The 22,003-nt window shown below is 67.5% G+C and carries 16 protein-coding genes and 1 pseudogene; 12 read left to right on the top strand and 5 right to left on the bottom strand.

The window, feature by feature from the left end; translation table 11 throughout:
• Window positions 1-62 precede the first annotated feature (62 nt).
• Both ACLBV5_RS09955 and ACLBV5_RS09950 read left to right on the top strand, forming a co-directional pair.
• Window positions 63-1,187: an efflux RND transporter periplasmic adaptor subunit gene (locus ACLBV5_RS09955; protein ID WP_447605582.1), complete on the top strand. Its 1,125-nt coding sequence runs from the start codon at window positions 63-65 to the stop codon at window positions 1,185-1,187.
• 9 nt (window positions 1,188-1,196) lie between these two features.
• Window positions 1,197-4,286, top strand: a complete 3,090-nt coding sequence (locus tag ACLBV5_RS09950; RefSeq protein WP_447605581.1) for an efflux RND transporter permease subunit — start codon at window positions 1,197-1,199, stop codon at window positions 4,284-4,286.
• 298 nt (window positions 4,287-4,584) lie between these two features.
• Here the strand turns inward: ACLBV5_RS09950 and ACLBV5_RS09945 are convergent, their stop codons facing one another.
• Both ACLBV5_RS09945 and nhaA read right to left on the bottom strand, forming a co-directional pair.
• Window positions 4,585-7,233, bottom strand: a complete 2,649-nt coding sequence (locus ACLBV5_RS09945; RefSeq protein WP_447605580.1) for a TonB-dependent receptor — start codon at window positions 7,231-7,233, stop codon at window positions 4,585-4,587.
• A gap of 232 nt (window positions 7,234-7,465) precedes the next feature.
• Window positions 7,466-8,677 (bottom strand): Na+/H+ antiporter NhaA, encoded by a 1,212-nt coding sequence (gene nhaA / locus ACLBV5_RS09940; protein WP_447605579.1) that lies wholly within the window; start codon window positions 8,675-8,677, stop codon window positions 7,466-7,468.
• A 222-nt stretch (window positions 8,678-8,899) separates the two neighbouring features.
• Here nhaA and ACLBV5_RS09935 point away from each other — a divergent pair, with 222 nt between their 5' ends.
• From ACLBV5_RS09935 to ACLBV5_RS09915, 5 genes are all read left to right on the top strand, one after another.
• Window positions 8,900-10,363: a protein adenylyltransferase SelO family protein gene (locus ACLBV5_RS09935; protein WP_447605578.1), complete on the top strand. Its 1,464-nt coding sequence runs from the start codon at window positions 8,900-8,902 to the stop codon at window positions 10,361-10,363.
• 204 nt (window positions 10,364-10,567) lie between these two features.
• Window positions 10,568-10,981, top strand: a complete 414-nt coding sequence (locus ACLBV5_RS09930) for a DoxX family protein (RefSeq protein ID WP_447605577.1) — start codon at window positions 10,568-10,570, stop codon at window positions 10,979-10,981.
• Between the two features lie 180 nt (window positions 10,982-11,161).
• A complete protein-coding gene (locus ACLBV5_RS09925; RefSeq protein WP_025977732.1) occupies window positions 11,162-11,650 on the top strand; it encodes a MerR family transcriptional regulator in 489 nt (162 codons plus the stop codon).
• A 4-nt stretch (window positions 11,651-11,654) separates the two neighbouring features.
• Window positions 11,655-13,436, top strand: a complete 1,782-nt coding sequence (locus ACLBV5_RS09920) for an acyl-CoA dehydrogenase C-terminal domain-containing protein (protein ID WP_447605576.1) — start codon at window positions 11,655-11,657, stop codon at window positions 13,434-13,436.
• A gap of 201 nt (window positions 13,437-13,637) precedes the next feature.
• The gene (locus tag ACLBV5_RS09915; protein ID WP_025977734.1) at window positions 13,638-14,801 is read left to right on the top strand and encodes an acyl-CoA dehydrogenase family protein; all 1,164 of its coding nucleotides are present in this window, start codon (window positions 13,638-13,640) and stop codon (window positions 14,799-14,801) included.
• Here the strand turns inward: ACLBV5_RS09915 and ACLBV5_RS09910 are convergent, their stop codons facing one another.
• On the bottom strand, window positions 14,802-16,316 hold the full coding sequence (locus ACLBV5_RS09910) for an ABC1 kinase family protein (protein ID WP_447605575.1): 1,515 nt from the start codon (window positions 16,314-16,316) through the stop codon (window positions 14,802-14,804).
• 95 nt (window positions 16,317-16,411) lie between these two features.
• Here ACLBV5_RS09910 and ACLBV5_RS09905 point away from each other — a divergent pair, with 95 nt between their 5' ends.
• Window positions 16,412-17,239 carry a 16S rRNA (uracil(1498)-N(3))-methyltransferase gene (locus ACLBV5_RS09905; protein ID WP_191743585.1) on the top strand — a complete coding sequence of 276 codons (828 nt, stop codon included), beginning with the start codon at window positions 16,412-16,414 and terminating at the stop codon, window positions 17,237-17,239.
• Between the two features lie 68 nt (window positions 17,240-17,307).
• Window positions 17,308-18,669: a glutamate--cysteine ligase gene (locus tag ACLBV5_RS09900; RefSeq protein ID WP_447605574.1), complete on the top strand. Its 1,362-nt coding sequence runs from the start codon at window positions 17,308-17,310 to the stop codon at window positions 18,667-18,669.
• Here ACLBV5_RS09900 and ACLBV5_RS09895 read toward each other — a convergent pair.
• Entirely contained in the window at window positions 18,666-19,460 is a 795-nt protein-coding gene (locus ACLBV5_RS09895) for a TSUP family transporter (protein WP_447605573.1), read from the bottom strand. The two genes, ACLBV5_RS09900 and ACLBV5_RS09895, sit on opposite strands and share 4 nt — an antisense overlap.
• An 85-nt stretch (window positions 19,461-19,545) precedes the next feature.
• Window positions 19,546-19,908, bottom strand: a complete 363-nt coding sequence (locus ACLBV5_RS09890; protein WP_134581616.1) for a hypothetical protein — start codon at window positions 19,906-19,908, stop codon at window positions 19,546-19,548.
• A 155-nt stretch (window positions 19,909-20,063) separates the two neighbouring features.
• Between ACLBV5_RS09890 and ACLBV5_RS09885 the strand changes: the two genes are divergently transcribed.
• The 3 genes and pseudogenes from ACLBV5_RS09885 to ACLBV5_RS09875 all read left to right on the top strand — a co-directional run.
• The gene (locus ACLBV5_RS09885; protein ID WP_447605572.1) at window positions 20,064-20,846 is read left to right on the top strand and encodes a hypothetical protein; all 783 of its coding nucleotides are present in this window, start codon (window positions 20,064-20,066) and stop codon (window positions 20,844-20,846) included.
• Window positions 20,847-21,068: 222 nt separating this feature from the next.
• Window positions 21,069-21,443, top strand: coding sequence for a hypothetical protein (locus ACLBV5_RS09880; RefSeq protein ID WP_447605571.1), 375 nt, complete (start codon window positions 21,069-21,071; stop codon window positions 21,441-21,443).
• Between the two features lie 188 nt (window positions 21,444-21,631).
• Window positions 21,632-21,973: pseudogene (locus tag ACLBV5_RS09875) on the top strand (DUF72 domain-containing protein); the annotation flags it as partial.
• Window positions 21,974-22,003 lie beyond the last annotated feature (30 nt).

Genomic DNA, 22,003 nt, shown 5'->3' with positions numbered 1-22,003 from the left:
GCCGTCGGACAGAAGGTTGGCGCGCGCCTGACTGAATGCTCAACCTCCCAGGATATCCGCACGTGGCGACCTCTCGACGCTTTTCGGCCCCACTGACCGGCGCCCTGGCCGCGGCGCTGTGCGCGAGCCTGACCCTGGCCGCCTGCGGCGGACACGGCGAGGCCCCCAAGGAAAAGGAAGCCGGCGCCTCGCGCCAGACCGTCAGCGCGGCGACGGCCACGACGGTCGCCCTGCCCCGCACGGTGGTCGCCTCGGGCACCGTCACCGCCTGGGAAGAGGTGCCGGTCGGCGCCGAGACCGGCGGGCTGACGGCGACGACCGTCTATGTCGATGAAGGCTCTTACGTCCGACAGGGCCAGCCGCTGGTGCAGATGAACGACGTGCTGCTGCGGGCCCAGGTGCGCCAGCAGCAGGCGGCAGTGCAGACGGCCGAGGCCAACGCCGCGCGCGACGACGCCGCCCTGGCCCGCGCGCAGGAGCTGAAGGAGCGCGGCTTCCTCAGCCAGGCGGCGCTGGATACGGCCCTGGCCAACCAGCGCGCCTCGACGGCCAATCTGGCTGCGGCGCGCGCCTCGCTGTCCGAGACCCAGACACGCCTGTCGCAGGCCACCATCCGCGCGCCGGTCAGCGGGCTGATCATCAGCCGCAGCGTCACCAAGGGCCAGATCATCGACGCCGGGACCGAACTGTTCCGCATGGTGCGCGACGGCCGCCTGGAGCTGGACGCCCAGGTGCCCGAGACCGAACTGCCGCTGATCCAGGCCGGGCAGAGCGCGGCCATAACCTCCAGCCAGGCCGGATCGACGACCGGCACGGTCCGCATCGTCACGCCTGAGGTCAATCCTCAGACCCGCCTGGGGCTGGCGCGCATCAGCCTGTCGCCCGGCAGCGCGCTGAAGCCGGGCATGTTCGCCCGCGCCGCCATCGAGGCGGGCGCCCGTCCGGCCACGGTGGTGCCGACCGACGCGGTCCTGTACCGCAGCAACAAGTCCGGCGTCTTCGTGCTGAACGCCGACTCCTCGGTGCGCTTCGCCCCGGTGACGGTGCTGTCGCGCAACGACGACCAGACCTCGGTCGAGGGGGTGGAGGCCGGGGTGCGGGTCGTGGTGGCCGGCGCCGGCTTCCTGAACGACGGCGACAAGGTGACGGTGGCGGCGCCCAAGGCGCCGGCGCCCGCCAAGAAGTAAGGCCCGGCCATGAACCAGATTTCCGCCTGGGCGATCAAGAACCCCATCCCCGTCATCCTGCTGTTCCTGCTGCTGACGCTGGGCGGGGTGACCGGCTTCGCCGGGATGCGGATCAACAACAACCCCGACATCGACTTCCCCCTGGTGGCGGTCACGGCCGCGCGCCCCGGCGCCGCCCCGACCGAGATGGAGGTGCAGGTCACGCGGGTGATCGAGGATTCGATCGCCGGCCTGTCGGGCGTGCGCCACATCTATTCCAACGTTTCGGACGGGGTGTCTTCGACCACCATCGAGTTCGAGCTGGGCACCGACACCGAGCGCGCCACCAACGACGTCCGCAACGCCATGAGCGGCGTGCGCGCCAGCCTGCCGCAGGACATGCAGGAACCGACGGTCCAGCGCATCGACATCACCGGCGACGCCCTGATCACCTATGTGGTGCGCTCGGAAACGATGACGCCGGAACAGATCAGCTGGTTCATCGACAATGAGGTCAGCCGCGCCCTGCTGGCGCTGGGCGGCGTCGGCGAGGTCAACCGTTCGGGCGGGGTGGACCGCGAGATCCGCGTCGAGCTGGATCCGCAGCGTCTGAGCGCCTACGGCGTCACGGCGGCGCAGGTCAGCCAGGCCCTGACCAACGTCAACAACAACCTGCCGGGCGGGCGCGTCACCATCGCCGGGTCGGAGCGCGCGGTGCGCACGCTGGGCGCCGCCGGTTCGGTCGAACAGCTGCGCGAGACCCTGGTGCCGGTCGGCGACGGCAAGAACGTGCGCCTGGGCGATCTGGGCGTGGTGGTCGACAAATGGAGCGAGCCGCGCCGTCTGGCCCGCTACAACGGCCAGGAGGCCGTGACCTTCAACTTCCTGCGCTCGCGCGAGGCCAGCGAGGTCAAGGTCTCCGAAAAGGTGCGCGCCGAGGTCGAGAAGATCGACGAGCGCCACCCGGACCTGACCATCGAACAGGTCACCTCCAGCGTGAAATACATCGAGGAATCCTACCTCGCCTCGCTGGAGGCGCTGATCCTGGGCGCGGTCCTGGCCGTCATCGTGGTGTGGATCTTCCTGCGCGACTGGCGCGCGACCCTGATCGCGGCGACGGCCATGCCGATGTCGCTGATCCCGACCTTCGCCATTCTGGGACCGATGGACCAGTCGCTGAACGTGGTGACGCTGCTGGCCCTGTCGCTGACGATCGGCATCCTGGTCGACGACGCCATCGTCGAGATCGAGAACATCGTGCGCCACATGCGCGACGGCAAGCCGCCCTATGACGCCGCCTTCGAGGCCGCCGACGAGATCGGCCTGGCCGTGGTGGCGACGACCGGCACCATCATCGCCGTGTTCGCGCCCGTCGGCTTCATGCCTGGCATCATCGGCCAGTTCTTCAAGGCCTTTGCGCTGGCCGCCTGCATCAGCGTCTTCTTCTCCCTGGTGGTGGCGCGTCTGCTGACGCCGCTGATGGCGGCCTACATGCTCAAGCACACCCACCATGAGGACAAGGATCCCTTCTGGATGGCGGGCTATCTGCGGGCGCTGAAGTGGTGCCTGCGCCATCGCTGGATCGTCTTCGTCATGGGGGCGGCCTTCCTGTTCGGCTCGATCGGCCTGTCCGTGGTCGCCAAGATGTCGTTCGAGTTCATGTCGCCCGCCGACGAGGGCCGCGCGGCCTTCCAGATCGAGCTGCCGCCGGGCGCCACCCTGCGCCAGACCGACGCCGTGGTGCGGCAGGTGACCCAGACGCTGAACGCCCGGCCCGAGGTCACCTCGGTCTACGCCGCCGTCGGCGGCCAGGCGGTCAACCAGGCCAATGTCTACGCCGACATGGTGCCCAAGGGTCAGCGCGAGCTGAGCCAGCAGGCCTTCGCCCGCGTCATGGTCGATGAGTTGAAGCAGATCCCCGGCGCCCGCATCCGCGCCGGCATCGCCCAGCAGGGCGGCGGCCCCGGCGACGGCACCAGCTACACCTTCTCCATCCTGGGCGACGACCCGGCGACGCTGGAAGCGGCCGCCCGCAAGGTGGAAGACGAGATGCGCGGCGTGCCGGGCCTGGCCAATGTGGTCAATACGGCCGCCATCGCCCGCCCGGAAATCCTGGTCACGCCGCGCCCGGACGAGGCGGCGCTGCTGGGCGTCTCGGCGGGGGCCATCTCGCAGGCGGTGCGCGTCGCCACCATCGGCGACGTCGACCAGAACCTGCCGAAATATAATCTGGGCGACCGTCAGATCCCCATTCGCCTGCAGCTGACCGAGGCGGCGCGCGAGGACCTGAACGTGCTGGAAAGCCTGCGCGTGCCGACCGCCTCGGGCGCCTCGGTGCCGCTGAGCGCGGTGGCCGACATCGAGTTCGGCGCCGGACCGGCCACGGTCAGCCGTCAGGACCGCTCGCGCATCGCCTCGATCACGGCCGAGCTGGACGGCATCACCACCGGCGCCGCCGGTCAGGCGGTGAACCGCCTGCCCTCGGTCAAGAGCCTGCCCAACGGCGTGCGCCAGGTCCCGGCCGGGGACGCCGAGTTCATCCAGGAGATGCTGATCGGCTTCGGCATCGCCTTCCTGTCGGGCATCCTGCTGATGTATGCGGTGCTGACCCTGCTGTTCAAAAGCTTCGCCTATCCGGTCACCATCATGGCGGCCCTGCCCCTGGCCATCGGCGGCGCCTTCATCGCCCTGGTGATCGCCGGCAAGAGCTTCTCGATGTCGGCCCTGATCGGGGTGCTGATGCTGATGGGGATCGCGGCCAAGAACTCCATCCTGCTGGTCGACTACATCATCATGGCCGAGAAGAGCGGTCTGAGCCGGTTCGACGCCATCATGGACGCCGCCCACAAGCGGGCGCGGCCGATCCTGATGACGACCTTCGCCATGGGGGCGGGCATGGTGCCCATCGCCATCGGCTGGGGCGCCGACGTGGAGTTCCGCTCGCCGATGGCCGTGGCGGTGCTGGGCGGGCTGATCTCCTCGACCTTCCTGTCGCTGCTCTACATCCCGGCGGTGTTCACCATCATCGACGACATCGCCGGCTTCGGACGGCGGACGCTGAACCGGATGTTCGCCGGGCAGAGGCGGATGGCCGGAGAGAGCCACACGCCTGCGGAGTGAGGCGAAGCTCAAGAGGAAAGCCCCCGGTCGCATGGCCGGGGGCTTTTTCCTATGAGTGGCGAAAGGGCGAGACCGCCTCTCCCTCCCCGTCCCGGGGAGGGTGGCTGAGGCCGACAGGCCGAAGTCGGGTGGGGGCGGCGAAGCTATTCAGGCGCTGAACCCTAATCGCCCGGCCCTCCCCACCCGGTCGCTTCGCGACCACCCTCCCCGGGACGGGGAGGGAGAGGGGTGCGCTTCATACAAAAAGGCGGGCCGGATCGCTCCGGCCCGCCTCTTGTCTTCAGACGCTCCGCTGAGATCAGTAGCGGACGCGCAGGGTCACGCCGTAGGTGCGCGGCTGGCCCATGAAGGCGTTGTAGGTCTGGGTGTCCAGCGCCGGGTTGTAGTAGGTGCCGTTCGGCTGGACCGTGGTCTGGAAGGCCGAGCCTTGCAGCGGGGCGTTGATGGCGACCTGCTTGTACTCCTCGTCCGTCAGGTTCTGGGCCCACAGGTCCAGCGCCCAGCGGTCGTCTTCCGAACCCAGGGTGACGCGGCCGTTCAGCAGGGTCATGGCGTCCTGCATCTTGTACGGCAGCAGGTCCGAGCCGGTGTTGAACTCGGTCGAATACTTCGCCGACAGGTTCAGACCCACCTTCATGCCCGAGCCGATCGAGCGGTCGAACGACATGGCCGCCGTGGCCGACCATTCCGGCGCGAAGGAGGCGCGGGCGCCCGGCAGCAGCGACAGCTGCGGGAAGTTGCCGGGGTTGGCCAGGTCGGCGGCGGTGAAGTCGCCGTATTTGGTGTCCGTGTAGGTCACGCCGCCCGAGAACGACAGGCCCTCGACCGGGGTGAACCAGACGAAGTCGGCGTCGACGCCCTCGGACGTCAGCTCAGGAATGGATTCGACCACGAAGGCCGTGCCCAGGAAGGTGTTGAGCTGGAAGTCCTCGAACTTCTGGTTGAAGTAGGTGATGTTGAACAGCACCGAACGGTTGAACAGGGTGTTCTTCAGCCCGATTTCATAGCTGTCGACCGTCTCGGACGGGAACAGCAGGGAGCTGCTGGGGTTGACCGGCAGCGGATTGATCGCCGTCGGCCCCTGCACCCGGTCCATGTTGTAGCCGAACGACTTGTAGCCGCGCGCGTAGGAGGCGTAGGCCATCACGCTGTCGTTGAAGCGATAGCTGCCCTTGAGGGTGCCGCTCAGCTCGCCGTTGTCGTGATTTTCCGAAATGCGACGGTTGTCGAACAGCGGGTTGGCCCACGGCAGGCAGAGGTTGGACGCCAGGCGCCCGGCGGTGGTCTGGGCGGCGGCCGCAGGCAGGCCCGCGCCCATCAGCGCTCCGGTCATCGCCGCGACATTGCCCAGGGCGCCGCCGCAGGCCGCGCCATTGGTTCCCAGATTGTCCTGGACGCCGAGCAGGCGTTTGTCGTCCAGGGTGTAACGCAGCCCCAGGGTGACGTCGAACTTGTCAGTCAGATGCAGGGTGTTGTTGGTGAAGAAGGCGATGGATTCGGTCGTCTGGCTGTAGTGATCCTGGACGCCATGACCCGTGCCGAACCCGGGGCCGGTGGGCGCCGTCGGGCCCGAGGGCGCCATGCCGCCGGTGGCCAGACAACCGGCCAGGAACTGCGCCGTCGTCCCCGGACGGGTTATGCAGCCGATGATATTCGGGCTGATCGGGATGGCGCTCGAACCGGCGTTCAACTGGCTGGAGATCAGCAGCGACAGGAAGGGCGTGTAGCCCGCCCCGTACCAGTAGCTGTCGGCGCGGTCGATGTTTTCGCGGGTCATGAAGGCGCCGACCAGCCAGTCGAGGCGGTCGGTGGCGCCGGCCAGCCGGAACTCCTGGGTCAGGTTCTCGAGCTCGAAGCCGTAGCCGCCGTCATCCACGCGATAGAGCAGGTCGGCGGTGGTGTAGTCGAGGTCCATGCCGTTGACGCCCGACCAGTTCCGCCAGGAGCTGAGCGAGGTGAAGGTGGCGTTCCACGACGGAATGTCGATGTTGGCCTCGGCCGAGAAGCCCATGTCTTCCATGGTCTGGCCGGTGCCGCGGTTGGCGTAGGCCGTGCGCGAGAAGGGCAGTTCGCCGAAGCCCGGCGCCGGGGCGGCCTGTTGACCGCCGACCGCGTTGATGAAGGCGACCGTGGGGCCGGTGCGGATCTGGGTCGAGACGCAGCAGTATTCGTCGCGCTTGGAATAGTCGGCGATCAGCCGGATCGAGACGTCGTCCGAGGGCAGGATCAGCAGCTGGCCGCGCGCGGTCCAGAAGTTCTGGTTCTGGTCGTCGGTCTCCTGACGCGGACCGGCGCCGGTGACGACGTCATAGAAGCCGTCGCGCTCGCGCTTGGCCATGTAGAGGCGGCCGGCGACCTTTTCGCTGAGCGGGCCGGTGACCGAGCCGGCGATGCCCCAGGCGCCGAAGTTGCCGTAGGTGGCCTCGGCCTCGAAGCCCGGCGTGAAGGACGGCGCCTCGGAGATGATGTTGATGACGCCGGCGGAGGTGTTCTTGCCGAACAGGGTGCCCTGCGGCCCCTTCAGCACTTCGATGCGGCTCAGTTCGCCCAGGTCGCCGAAGCCGACGCCGTTGCGCGAGCGGTAGACGCCGTCGATGACCACGCCGACCGAACTTTCTAGACCGGGGTTGTCGCCCACGGTGCCGACGCCGCGGATGCGGGCGGTGGTCGAGGTCTCGGACTGGGTCGAGGTGACGGTCATGCCTGGCGTCAGGATCTGCAGATCCTTGATGTCGCGCACCCCGGCGCCTTCCAGCGCCGCCTGCGACAGGGTGGTGACCACGATCGGCACGTCCTGCAGGCTCTGTTCGCGCTTCTGGGCGGTGACGATGATGTCGTCGACCGTGGTGGGCCCCTCCTGGGCCGCGGCGTCGCCTGCGAAGCCGAAGGCCGCGACGCCGACGACGGCGACCGAAGCGGTGCAGCGAAGGATGTGGTTCAAACGCATAAGGCGGCTCCCCGACTCTGTGGGCCCGGCCGCATTTCGCGGCCGCGCGCGATTCCTGTCCCTGATGATCCGCGCTCATTGGACGGCGCGGGTTCTCAGCACAAAGGGGTAGTCCATGCCCCAGTCACCGACAAGCAAAGGCCACGTGAGGGACGATAAATTCCCTCGCCCCCGCCTCACCTGTGGCGATAAAGCGACAAATATACTGACGTTAGGTCAATGTTATCGGCGATCACTCAGCCGAAGCGACTGATTTCAAATGGCGTCTTTTCTTTTGCGCCGCGTCGGCGAGGGACAGAATCACGGCCGCAGCCAGACCCGACAGCAGGGAGCCGCCGATGACGCCCAGCTTGACCTCGATCTGCTCGACGGAGTCCACGGCGCCGGGGAAGGCCAGGACGCCGATGAACAGGCTCATGGTGAAGCCGATTCCGCACAGCAGGCTGACGCCGTAAAGCTGCATCCAGCCAGCGCCCGACGGCTTGTCGCCCAGCCCCAGCTTGACCGCCAGCCAGGCCACGCCGAAGACGCCGATCTGCTTGCCGATGAACAGGCCCAGGGCGATGGCGACGACGAGCGGGGCGAAGGCCTGCTCCAGCGACAGGCCGGCGAAGGAGACGCCCGCCTTGGCGAAGGCGAACAGCGGCAGGACCAGATAGGCCACATAGGGGTGCAGGTCGTGCATGGCGTCCTTGAGCGGGCTCTGCGACGTCTCGCGACGCGGATCGACCGGCACGATCAGGGCGAAGGCCACGGCCGTCAGCGACGTCGACAGGCCGGACAGCACCGTCAGATACCAGACGGCGGCGAAGCCCAGCACCCAGAAGGCGGCGGCCATCCGGCGACGGCCCAGCACGGCGAAGACGGCGATCACGCCCAGCGCCGCCAGCAGCGGAACCCACTGCACGCCCTGGCTGAACAGGATGGCGATCAGGGCGATGGCGCCCAGGTCGTCGACAATGGCCAGGGTCAGCAGGAAGACGCGCAGCGACCCGGGCAGACTGCGCCCCACCATGGCGAAAACGGCCAGGGCGAAGGCGATGTCGGTCGCCAGCGGAATGGGCCATCCCTGCGTGGGGCCGCCCAGCGTTCCGGCGACGGCCAGATAGACCAGGCCCGGAACCGCCATGCCGCCCAGCGCCGCCAGAATGGGCAGGGCCAGCTTCTTGGGATTGCTGAGTTCGCCCTTCAGGACCTCATATTTGATCTCAAGGCCGACGATCAGGAAGAAGACCGCCATCAGGCCTTCCTTGATCCAGTCGGAGATCGTCTCCTCCAGCCGCAGGGGGCCGATCTGAACGGCGTGAACGCTCTTGAGCCAGGCGAAATAATCCGCCGACCAGGGCGAGTTGGCGACGATCAGCGCCGCCAGGGCGGCGAAGCCCAGGACGGCGCCGGAACCGGCCTCGGTCTTGAGAAAGGCGAGCGTATGTTTTCTGGCCACGAAGGTCTCCGAAACAGCGAGAGGGTCTGTCGTGGCGTCAGGTTATCGACGGACGCCGGACCGGATTCGCGCGCGAGGCGGCGCCGGCCTGACCCCTGGGCGATGCCGCGCGGGGCCTGATCTCTGCCGGTGAAAATACGGATCGGGCCGCAAGGTTCAACCCCGCCGCGCCGGATCCGCCTCGCGGTTGCGAAATGCGCTGCGAAGGGGCATCTGCCGCCCATGCCCGTCTCCCCCGCCTATCGCCCCGACCCCCGCTTTTTTGAACTGGGCGCCGAATACGGCGACGCCGTGAAGCCGGCCGACTTCCCGCAGACGATCTTGCGCCTGCGCAACGACCGGGCGGCGGCGACGGTGGGGCTGGAGACGCTGAACGACGCCGAATGGGTCGCGCATTTCGGCCGGTTCGAGCCCCTGCCCGGCCAGCCCGGCCCCGTGGCCATGCGCTACCACGGCCACCAGTTCCGCGTGTACAATCCCGAGATCGGCGACGGGCGCGGCTTTCTGGCGGCGCAGATGCGAGAAGTCCCTGAAGCAGCCTTGCCCCGCGAGCAAGGCGATAGGGACACTCAAAATCCCCGCCTTCTCGACTTGGGCACCAAAGGCTCGGGCCAGACGCCGTGGTCGCGTCATGCGGACGGGCGGCTGACGCTGAAGGGCGGGGTGCGCGAGGCCCTGGCGGCGGCCATGCTGGAGAGCCTGGGCGTGCCGACCTGCCGCATCCTGTCGCTGATCGAGACGGGCGAGGATCTGGAGCGGCACGACGAGCCGTCGCCGACGCGATCAGCCGTCATAGTGCGGCTGTCGCACAGCCATATCCGCTTCGGGACCTTCCAGCGCGCCGCCTACTACGGGCGCAAGGACCAGATCGAGGCGCTGATGGAGCACGCGCGCAGCCTGTATCATCCGGCGGTCGCGCCCGGCGACGCGCCCGGCTTCCTGGCGGCGGTGGTCGAGGCCTCGGCGGTGCTGACGGCCCAATGGATCGCGGCGGGTTTCGTCCACGGCGTGCTGAACACCGACAATCTGAACGTCGCGGGCGAGAGCTTCGACTACGGCCCGTGGCGCTTCCTGCCGCACTATGAGCCGGGCTTCACCGCCGCCTATTTCGACCAGAACGGCCTCTACGCCTTTGCGCGCCAGCCCGAGGCGGTGTTCTGGAACCTGACCCAGCTGGCGGGGTGTCTGAAGCTGATCGCCGAGTCGGAGCCGCAAGTCGCGGACTTGGCGGCGGCGCTGAACGGTTTCGGCCCGGCCTATATACGCCACCTGCGCGCGGCCTTCCTGAACCGGCTGGGCGTCAAGAGCCTGGGCGAGGCGGCGGACCAGCGGCTGCTGGACGCGACGCTGGCGCTGGCGCGCGAGAAGAAGGAGGCGCTGCGCTGGGAGCCGATCTTCTTCGACTGGTTCGGCGGGTTCAGCTCGGCGGCGCGGGCGCTGGGCGGGGTGCGCGGCAAGACCTATCAGGGCGAGGCCTTCGACGCCTTCCGCTTCGCCCTGATGGAGCATGAGCCCGACCGGCCCGAGCGGCTGGAGCATCCGATGTTCGCCGCGCCCGAGCCCGAAGAGCTGCTGATCGACGAGGTCGAGGCCCTGTGGAGCGCCATCGACGCGGCCGACGACTGGGCGCCGCTGAAGGCCAAACTGGCCCGGCTGGAGACGGCGAAAGCGGCCTGGAGCCTCTAAGTCATCAATTGATGTCATCGCGCGTTGACTCGAAATACGGCTCGGCTTAGAGGCGGATGATCTCGGCTGGGTTACGGGGAATTGTGGTTTCAGCCTCGCTGTCGCCACGACCTTCCGCCAGCCTGATCACAGATTGTTTCAGCCGCTTGCAAGTCAGCACACAGCAACTGATGTTGTAGCTGTTGCGAATTAACGGTTACGGCCATGACGACGACCACCTTGACGCCCCATCAGGCGCGCGCCCGCGCCGATTATCTGAACATCACGCTTTGGACCTTCCAGGGCTGGATCGCCATGTTCTTCCTCGCCGCCGGCTACGCCAAGCTGTCCGAGCCGATGCAGAACCTCATCGTGCTGATGCAGTGGCCGGCCCTCGTCAGCGAGACCTTTGTGCGCGGCGTCGGCGTCGCCGAGATGGCGCTGGCCATGATGGTGCTGACGCCGCTGATCTCATGGCGGTTCGGCCGTCCGCTGCTGCTGACGGCGACAGCGGGCCTGCTGATCCTCGAGGTCGTGGCCCTGGGCGTCCACGCCTTCAACCTCGACATGGGCCTGAGCCTGACCAACGTCGTCCTGATCGCCATCACGGCGCCGGTGCTGTGGCTGCGTCGCCGCTGAGCCGACGCCCCTTCCCGATCCGATTTGCAGGCCCGCTTCTCCCCCTCCCCCAGAGGGCCTGCGAATACGAAGGCCGCGACCCAACCCCGGTCGCGGCCTTTTCTTTTGAGCCGTTCACAACTTCGTAGCCGGGCGCGCCGAAAGCTTCCCTTTACGTCCGCGTCAAGTTATCAAGGCGGCATGTCGATCGCAGACGAACATCGCACCTATTCCATACGGCAGCTATGCCGTGAGTTCGGCGCGACCGCGCGCGCCCTTCGCTTCTATGAGGACAAGGGCCTGCTGACGCCGTCGCGTAAAGGGCAGACGCGGGTCTATGGGCCGCGCGACCGGGCTCGGCTGAAGCTGATCATGCGCGGCCGGCGCATCGGCTTCACCCTGGTCGAGATCCAGGAGATGCTGGATCTGTATGATCAGAAAGACCACAACGTCCATCAGATGGCCATCGCCCTGCCGCGCCATCGCGCCCGCATCGAGGCGCTGAAGCAGCAGCTGGAAGACATCGAAGGCGCCATCGAGACGGCCGAGGCCGCCTGCGCCTGGATGGAAAAGACCCTGGGCGAACACCGACCCGACCTTCTGCCGGGCGCCGAGGCCTACGCCAGCCTGCTGAGCGAGCGGCTCAACGACCCCGACGACCACTTCCTGACCTTCAAAGCGAGAGCGTGATCCCATGACCTATAAGGCGCCCGTCCGCGACCTGTCCTTCGTCCTGCATGACGTTCTGCAGGTCGAGACCTACGGCAACCAGCTGCCCGACGCCGATCTGTCGCGCGACCTGATCGACCAGATCATCGAGGAAGGCGGCAAGTTCGCCGAGGAGGTCATCGCCCCGATCAACCGTCCCGGCGATCTGGAAGGCTGCCGCATCGAGGGCGACGTGGTGACCACGCCCAAGGGTTGGAAGGAAGCCTATCATCAGATGGTCGAGGCGGGCTGGCCCTCGTTGGGCTTCAGCACCGAGTTCGGCGGTCAGGGTATGCCCTCGGTGGTGTCCAGCGCGGTGGGCCAGTTCACCGCCGCCGCCAGCGCCGCCTTCTCCATGTATCCGGGCCTGACCAGCGGCGCCTTCCACGGCATCGAGGCCAGCGCCTCGGACGAGATCAAGCAGAAGTATCTGCCCAAGATGGCGTCGGGCGAATGGACCGGCACCATGAACCTAACCGAGCCCCAGTGCGGCACGGACCTGGGCATGGTCCGCACCAAGGCGGTCAAGAACGACGACGGCTCCTATTCGATCACCGGCCAGAAGATCTGGATCTCGGCGGGCGAGCACGACTTCGCCGACAACATCATCCACACGGTGCTGGCCCGCGTCGAAGGCGCGGTTCCGGGCATCAAGGGCCTGAGCCTGTTCGTCGTGCCCAAGTTCCTGGTGAACGAAGACGGCTCGCTGGGCGAGCGCAACGGCGTGTCCTGCGCCGGCCTCGAGCACAAGATGGGCATCCACGGCAACGCCACCTGCGTCATGGCCTATGAGAACGCCAAGGGCTGGCTGATCGGCGAAGAAGGCCGGGGCATGAACAATATGTTCGTGGTCATGAACGAGGCGCGCCTGGGCACCGGCCTGCAAGGGCTGGCCATCGGCGACGCCGCCTATCAGGCCGCCGTCGAGTTCGCCAACGACCGCCTGCAGGGCCGCAGCCTGACCGGACCGAAGAACCCGGACGGCCCGGCCGACCCGATCATGGTCCACCCGGACGTGCGCCGCATGCTGCTGGAGGCCAAGGCCTTCGTCGAAGGCGGCCGCGCCTTCATCCTGTGGACCGCCCTGCAGGCCGACCTGCAGAAGGCCGCCGACGAAGCCGTCGCCACCAAGGCCAAGGACTACATGGGCCTGATCACGCCGGTGCTGAAGGCCTATCTGACCGACAAGGGATTCCACGTCGCCTCGCTGGCGATGCAGGTTCACGGCGGTTCGGGCTATACTGAACACTTCCCGGCGTCGCAGTATCTGCGCGATGCGCGGATCACCATGATCTATGAAGGCACCAACGGCATTCAGGCGCTGGATCTGGTGGGCCGCAAGCTGCCCGCCAACGGCGGCCGCGCCATCATGAGCTGGTTCGCCGACATCGACGCCTTCGTCAGCGAGAACGGCGATGACGAGGCGATCAAGCCCTTCGTCGAAGGCCTGGCCGACGCCAAGAAGAAGCTGCAGGAGGCCACCATGTGGCTGATGCAGAACGGCATGGCCAACCCGGACAACGCGGCGGCCGCCTCGACCGACTATCTGCACATCTTCGGCCTGACGGCCTACGCCTTCCTGTGGGCGCAGATGGCCAAGGCGGCGCAAGGCAAGATCGCCGCCGGGGACGCCGATCCTTACTACGCCAACAAGCTGATGACCGGCCGCTACTTCGTCGAGCGCATCCTGCCCGACGCCGGGGCGCACCTGAAGAAGCTGAAGTCCGGCGCCGAGGTGCTGATGCAGATGCCCGCCGAGGCGTTCTGAGCATGAAACTCTCCCTCCCCTTCATGGGGAGGGTGGTCGGCGCGTAGCGACGACCGGGTGGGGAGGGCATGGCGAAACACACGCCGCGCCCGTCCCTCCGCCACAGAGTTCTGCGTCACCTCGCCGCCCCCACCCGGCTTCGGCCTGACGGCCTCAGCCACCCTCCCCATGAAGGGGAGGGAGAATGCAGGAACGCCTTCCATGAACGTCCTAGGCAGCCCCGACCCCGATTTCATGCGCGAAGAGGAGATCGTCCTCTTCTCCGACTCCGTCGCCAAATGGATCGACGAGCACGCCCCGCAAGAGAAGTTCCAGCAGTGGATCGCCGCCTCCTCGGTGCCGCGCGAGCTGTGGAACGCGGCCGGCGACGCAGGCCTGCTTGGCCTGTCGCTGCCGGAAGAGGACGGCGGCTTCGGCGGCGACTACCGGCACGAGGTGGTGCTGATGCGCCAGCTGGGCTGGAAGGGCGCGGACCACTTCGGCATCTCGCTGCACAACGCCATCGTCATGCCCTACATCTGGCACTACGGCACGGCCGAGCAGAAGGCGCGCTGGCTGCCGCGCCTGCAGTCGGGCGAACTGGTCGGCGCCATCGCCATGACCGAGCCGGGCGCCGGGTCGGATCTGCAAGGCGTCAAAACCACCGCCGTGAAGCAGGGCGACCACTATGTGCTGAACGGCTCCAAGACCTTCATCACCAACGGCCAGCTGGCCAACTTCATCATCGTCGTCGCCAAGACTGACCCGGCCGAGGGCGCCAAGGGCACCAGCCTGATCTGCCTCGAAACCGACGGGGCAGAAGGCTTCGAGCGCGGCCGCAACCTGCACAAGATCGGCATGGAGGCGAACGACACCTCCGAACTGTTCTTCAACGATGTGAAGGTGCCGCTGGAGAACGTCATCGGCGACACCGAGGGCCAGGGCTTCGTCCAGCTGATGCAGCAACTGCCGCAGGAGCGCCTGAACATCGCCGTTCAGGGCGTGGCCGCCGCCGAGCGCGGGCTGGAGGCGACGCTGGCCTACGTCAAGGAGCGCAAGGCCTTCGGCAAGCGGGTCATCGACTTCCAGAACACCCAGTTCAAACTGGCCGAGATCAAGACCAAGCTGACCGTCGCCAAGGTATTCGTCGACCACTGCATCGGTCTGCACCTGAAGGGTCAGCTGGACGCCGCCACGGCGTCGATGGCCAAATACTGGGTGACGGACATCCAGGGCGAGACCATCGACGAGATGCTGCAGCTGTTCGGCGGCTACGGCTATATGACCGAATATCCGATCGCCCAGCTGTACAAGGACGCCCGCGTCCAGCGCATCTACGGCGGGACCAACGAGATCATGAAGCTGCTGATCGCGCGGACGCTGTAATCAGCGTAGCAGCAAGGCCCCCGCGATCAGGGCGCCGGAGAGCACAATCGAAGCGGCGATCCACCGCCCGGCCGAGAGGATCGACCGGGCGGTTTCCTTGTCCGCAGTCGCCGTCGCGGCGGGCTCGGCCGTGAGGCGGCGCGAGGCGGCGCGGATCAGGCGGGGCAGGTCGTCGCTGGCCGCCGACAGGTCCAGAAGGGCGCCGATCAGACGGTTGCGCAGGTCTTCCGGGCTGCGGCTGGAGAAGAGGGCGCGGCTCCAGGCGCCCTTCATCGTCTGGACCAGATCGAAATCGGGGTCGACGCGCGACAGCACCCCCTCGATCGTCACCAGCGCCTTGAGGATCAGCACCAGATCGGGCGGGGCGGCCACCCGTTCCTGACGCATCAGCCCCATCAGATCGGCGACGATGGCGGGCAGGTCGACCACGCCCTGACCGTGGCGGGCGATCAGCCGCTCGGCCCCGGCGGTCAGGCTGGAGCGCGAGACGTCCGTCCCTTCGGTCCAGTCGGCCAGAACCTCGGCCATGCGCGCGCCGTCGCCGGCGGCCAGAGACTGAACGAAGCTGATCAGCTCGGCGCGGCGGCGCGGGGTGACGGTCCCGACCATGCCGAAGTCCAGCAGGCCCACCCGGTCGCCCGGCAGGCCGCGCAGGTTGCCGGGGTGCGGGTCGGCGTGAAAACGGCCATTGACCAGCACCATGTCCAGCACCGCCTCGGCGCCGACGCGGGCAAGCCGGTGCGGATCGACGCCCGCCGCCCTCAGCCGTGCGGCGTCTATGGGCGCCACGCCGTCGAGATAGTCCTGCACCAGCACGCGGTCGGTCGTGTGCTGCCAATAGACGGCGGGGATGACCACGTCGCGGTTTTTGGCGAAGTCGGCGGCGAAGCGGTCGACGTTGCGGCCCTCGGCGGTGAAGTCCAGCTCGTCCAGCATGGCCTCGGTCAGCTGGGCGATCAGGGCGCGCGGGCGATAGCGGGCGATCTCGGCGCTGGACTGTTCGGCGCGGCGGGCCAGTTCGGCGATCAGGCGCAGGTCGGCCTCGACGCGCGGGCGCACGCCGGGGCGGCGGATCTTGACCACCACCTCGGTCCCGTCGTGCAGCGCGGCGCGGTGCACCTGGGCGATGGAGGCGGCGGCCAGCGCCGCCGCATCGAAGCGGGCGAAGACCTGTTCCGGCGGCCCGCCCAGCGCGGCCTCGACCTCGGGCCGCAGCGTCTCGAAGTCGAGGGTGGGTCCGCCGCTCTGAAGCTGTTCGAACTCGGCGATCCAGTCGGCGGGCAGCAGGTCCGAGCGGGTGGACAGGATCTGGCCCAGCTTGACGAAGGTGGGGCCCAGCGCCTCCAGCGCCTGACGGGTGCGGCGCGGCAGGGGCTCCGGCCCGCCCGCCTCGGCCTCGCCGCCGCCCAGGCCGAGACGCAGCAGCACGGCCTCAAGGCCAAAGCGGGCGGCGACGCCGGAAATCTCGGCCAGACGTTTTCGATCGCGCGCCGCAACGGCCAAGGTTGTGAACATGACAGACGAACGCGGGCCGAACACCCGGCGTTCCCGCCAAGCTCAGTCGATCGCCGAGGTTGGTCGTCGCCGTGAAAGCGCGATATGCAGGCGCCATGATCCGTCTTTACGTTCAGGGCGACCTCGCCCCCGGCGCCGCCGTGGCGCCCACGCTCGACCAGTCGCGCTATCTGACGCAGGTGATGCGGTTGAAGGCGGGCGACGAGCTGCTGGTCTTCAACGGCCGCGACGGCGAGTGGCGCGTCAGCGTCGCCGAGGTGCTGAAGAAGGGCGTCATCCTGCGCGCCGAGGAGCAGATGCGGCCCCAGACCTATGGTCCCGATCTGGAGCTGATCGTCGCCGTGGTGAAGAAGGCCCGCGTCGAGACCATTGTCGAGAAGGCCGCCGAACTGGGCGCCAAGCGGGTGCGGCTGGCGCTGACCCATCGCACCAACGCCGACCGGCTGCGGCTGGACCGGCTGGACGCCATCGCCGAGGAGGCCGCCGAGCAGACGGGTCGTCTGGACGTGCCGGTGGTGGATGATCCGGTCAAGCTGGACGCCCTGCTGGACGGCTGGGAGGACGGACGGCGGCTGATGTTCTGCGACGAGACGGGCGGCGCGCCCGCGATCACCGCCTTGACGCCGTTTTCTCCCTCCCCCTTGTGGGGAGGGGCCACGGGGGGCGTGCTGGATCGCCAGGCCCTCCCCACCCGGTCGCGCCTTGAAGGGCTCGACCACCCTCCCCGGGACGGGGAGGGAGAAGGTCGGTGGGCCATATTGATCGGGCCGGAGGGCGGGTTCTCGCCGGAAGAAGGCGAGCGGCTGCGCTCCCTGCCCTTCACCACCGCCGTCTCCCTGGGGCCGCGCATCCTGCGGGCCGACACCGCCGCCATCGCCGCCATGACGCTGTGGCAGGCGGCGGTCGGCGACTGGGATCGTTAGAAGTTTCCGCCGCCCCCTTGAGCCCGGCCGCTGGCTGGCCCATCTAGCCGCGACAGCAGAGGTTACAGATGTCCGACACGGCGCCCCTTTCCAGAGACCAGCTGATCCACGCCATGTCGAAGGGCGAGAAGCCCAAGGACCAATGGCGCATCGGCGCGGAGCACGAGAAGTTCGGCTTCGACAAGTCGACGCTGCGTCGCCCGGCCTATGAAGGCCCCGGCGGCATCAAGGCCATGCTGGACGGGCTGACCCGCTTCGGCTGGACGCCGGTGCTGGAGGGCGATCACGTCATCGCCCTGGAGCGCAAGAACGCCGAGGGCTTCAGCGCCTCGATCAGCCTGGAGCCGGGCGGTCAGTTCGAACTGTCGGGCGCCCCGCTGAAGGACATTCACGACATCTGCAACGAGACCGGCCAGCACCTGATGGAGGTCAAGCAGGTCGCGGACCAGCTGAACCTGGGCTTCCTGGGGCTGGGCTTCGACCCCCTGTGGCGGCGCGAGGACATCCCCGTCATGCCCAAGGGCCGCTATGACGTCATGCGCGCCTATATGCCCAAGAAGGGCAAGCTGGGCCTGGATATGATGCTGCGCACCTGCACCATTCAGGCCAACCTCGACTTCGACAGCGAAGCCGACATGGTCATGAAGTTCCGCACCTCGCTGGCGCTGCAGCCCATCGCCACCGCCCTGTTCGCCAACAGCCCCTTCACCGAGGGCAGGCCGAACGGCTTCGTCTCGGCGCGCGCCAACGTCTGGACCGACACCGACCCGGATCGCACCGGGATGCTGGACTTCGTGTTCGAGGACGGCTTCGGCTATGAGCGCTACGCCGACTATGCGCTGGACGCGCCGATGTATTTCGCCAAGCGCGGCGAGACCTATGTCGACCTGTCGGGCCAGTCGTTCCGCGCCTTCATGGACGGAAAGCTGGACGCCCTGCCGGGCGACCGGGCCACAGTTCAGGACTGGGCCGACCACCTGACCACCCTGTTCCCCGAGGTGCGGCTGAAACAGTATCTGGAGATGCGCGGCGCCGACGGCGGGCCGTGGAGCCGCATCTGCGCCCTGCCCGCCCTGTGGGCCGGGATCCTGTACGACGCGCCGTCGCTGGCCGCGGCCTGGGACCTGTGCAAGGACTGGGACATCGCCGACCACGAGCGCCTGCGCCGCGACGTGACGCGGCTGGGCCTGAAGGCCGAGGTGGGCGGCCGCAGCGCGCGCGACATCGCCGTCGACATGGTCAACATCGCCAAGCAGGGCCTGAAGAACCGCGCCCGCTTCAGCGGCGGCATGGTGGACGAGCGCGGCTACATCACCGAGTTGGAAGACATCGCCGACAGCGGCGTGACCTCGGCCGATCGCCTGCTGGAGTTGTACAACGGCGAATGGGGCGGCGACATCAGCCGCGTCTATCGCGATTACGCCTATTAAAGACCCAGCCAGCCCGCGATCATGGCCCTGAGCGGATTGGCGGGGTCGGACAGCAGCCGCGCCGTCATCGCCAGCGAGATCACCACCAGCAGCGGCCGGATCAGGCGCGGACCGAAGCGCATGGCCGCGTGCGAACCCAGCCGCCCGCCGATGAACTGACCCACCGCCATAATCCCGGCCAGCACCCAGACGATATGGCCGCCGACGGCCAGAACGACGATGCCGACGACACTGCTCATCAGGTTCAGCGCCTTGGTGTGCGCCGTCGCCCGCGTCAGCCCCATGCCCAGCAGCATGACGAGGCTCAACGCGAAGAACGACCCCGTCCCCGGCCCGAAGAAGCCGTCGTAAAAGCCGATCCCGCCCGCCACAAAGGCGTAGGCCAGCGGCGTCAGCCGGGCGTGGGCGTCCTCGTCCGCCGCCTTGGGTCCGAGCAGGAAATACAGCGCGATGCCGATCAGCAGGACCGGCAACAGGATCATCAGCCAGCGCGTATCCACCAGGGTCACGGCGAAGGCGCCCAGTCCCGATCCGATCGCGACCAGCGCCAGCGGCCAGCGGATCAGGCGGAAATCCACCCGCCCCTTGCGCCAGAAGTTCCACAGGGCGCTGGCCGTGCCGACGCTGCCTTGAACCTTGTTGGTGGCGATGGCGGCGACCGGGTTCAGCCCCACCGACAGCAGGGCCGGAAGCGAGATCAGCCCCCCGCCCCCGGCGATGGCGTCAATGAAGCCGGCGATCACCGACGCGACGCCCAACAGGGCGATGATTTCAGGCGTCAGTTCGAACACGCGCACAGCACTCCGGTCAGGCTGGCGCTATAGCCCCGCAGGCGGCGAACCGCCACGCTCTGGCGTTTAAATCGGCGACGAAGCCTTAGGAGCTCGAACCGGCCCTGGCCTGACAGGCGCTGGCGACGCCTTCGCGGATGTCGCGATAGCCGGCGCGCTGGGCCAGGTCCGTCGCCTGACCGCATTCATTGGCGGCGATCAGCTTGTCCAGCTCGTCGGCCAGCAGCCGGCGCTGATTGATCACGGCGGCTTCGTAGTTCTGTCGGACGCGCTCGCGGCGCATCTCGTCGATCATGCGGCGATCATCCATGTCCTGAAAGCGCCACATGGTTGGGTCCGCCCGGTCGGCGCTGGGGCGGATGACCTGATGGTTGGACGGCGGCGCGGGCTGGGCCCCCGTCTGGCCGCCAAACGCCGTAACGCCGTAGAACAGAACCGCCAACAACATGACCGACCTCCGTTTGTCGAGCATCACTATGCACGAGTTGGCGGGGAGGCCAACCTCTTCGCCACGGGGCGCGGCGCCGGGCCCTCATCTTTGGCTTGGACACAGACGCCTAGGCGGGCGCATGGTGGCGGTCCTGCAAGGAGGCTCATAAGCCTGTGTCGTTGATCGCCGCCGTGACCTCCGCCCTGATCGCCGTCGCCTCGCCGCAGGCGGCGACGGCGTCGCCCGCATCGCCAGCCACGACCGAAATGTCCGCCGGCCCGGCGCGGCCCCAGTGGCTGCTGTCGCGCGAGGGGCCGCGCGTGGTGTTTCGCGGGGCCTTCAGCCCGGCCTCGGGCGCCGCCCTGGCCCTGGCCCTGTCGGACGAAAGCGTCGAGGGCCTGGTGATCGACAGCGGCGGCGGCGACGAGAACGCCGCGCTGGACGCGGCCGAGGTGATCCTGGCGCGGCGCCTGCCGGTGACGGTGCGGGGCCAGTGCACCTCCGCCTGCGCCAACGCCATCTTCGCCGCCGGGGCGACGCGCACCATAGAGCGGGCGGGCTTCGTCAGCTTCCACCACTCCTCGCCGGTGATCGAGGCCAACTATCAAACGCTGAACGAGGCCGTTCCGGACGAGATCGCCCGGGGCGCGCGACGGCTGCGCGCCCTTCACGCCGCGCGAGGCGCCGACCCCGGCATTCTGGCGTGCGCCGCCGCCCAGATCGGGCTGTCGGACATTCAGACCCAGGTCACGATCCCCGGCGAGACGACGCCCCGCGCGGCCTGGCTGTCGCGCCATTCGCTGTGGTTGCCGCATGAGGCGACGCTGAGGCGCTACGGCCTGAGCTTCACCCGCTGGGGCCGGCCGCCCAGCCGCCGCGACGTGCTGGCCCGCCTGCGCCCGCCCAATCCGCGCGCGGTGGTCTTCGGCGCGGCGGGAGATTGCGTTTCAGGCTGAGGGGGGCGCGGCCCGTTTGGTTGGTGCGCTCAATGTCCGGAAGCTGGCTTGAGGCGGACTTCGCTGCAAGATCATTTGCGGACTTCCACTACGTGGGCCTTCGCGCCAATGTGATCACAAATCCCCGTCGGCAAAGGTTCGCACATCGCACCCAGCAAGGCTTCAGAGACCTATCTGCCCTGCGCTTCGCTAAGCCTAATTACCAAACATGATTCAACAAACATGAAAAATGACGAAAGTCGCATCGTTAAAAAGAAAGCAATAAAAGCCAAAAATCTCGCGTTTGACGCCCTTATTCCTCTCACTGCTTTTATCATCAGCACTTTTTTCTTTAGTGCAGAAGAGTCGCTGCTAATCGCAATATCCATTTCCATGATCTCGCTCCTCATAGAAACAAACTGGGATATCGCTTTCCATAAATGGTTTATAGCGATTGTAACCGCCACACTAGCGATCAACCTTAGTGCAATATTCCTAATCAAGATGCCCGGACGCATCCAAGCTCCTCTCGCCTTAGCCCCGATTTTTATCGCGGAGTATGCAATCCTGTATTGGATTGTAGAAGCGTTCAAACGACGTAACGCCTCTAGCGGTTGAGGCGAACGTACGCATCGCGTGTAGCCACACGAGTTAAGAGGCTTGGCAGCCTGCAAGTCGCCAACGAGCGGGTGCTCCCCCGAGGACCACCGGTAAGCCATCCTTCTCAAACGCTCCGTCCATCCGCTTCCCATAGCCGCCGCCGGTGATTTCTGCGATCAAAGCGGCCTGCATCAGGAGGCTAGGTCATGGCGGGATCCATCCATATCGGCGTCGGCGGCTGGACGTTCGAGCCGTGGCGGGGGGTCTTCTATCCGCAGGGACTGGTGCAGAAGCGGGAGCTGGAGTTCGCCAGCCGGGCGCTGACCTCGATCGAGATCAACGGCACCTATTATTCGACGTTCAAGCCCGACAGCTGGGCGAAGTGGCGCGACGAGACGCCCGACGGCTTCGTCTTCTCGGTCAAGGCCAGCCGCTATTGCACCAATCGCAAGGTGCTGTCGGACGGCGCCGAGAGCTTCGAGCGATTCCTGTCGCAGGGGCTGACGGGGCTGGGCGACAAGCTGGGGCCGATCAATTGGCAGTTCATAACGTGGGTGACTATTGTTTCACCCATGTTA

This window comes from Brevundimonas sp. M1A4_2e (genome assembly GCF_053345555.1).
Note: the sequence above shows the minus strand (reverse complement) of the source record. Positions and strands in the feature narration are given on the sequence as shown.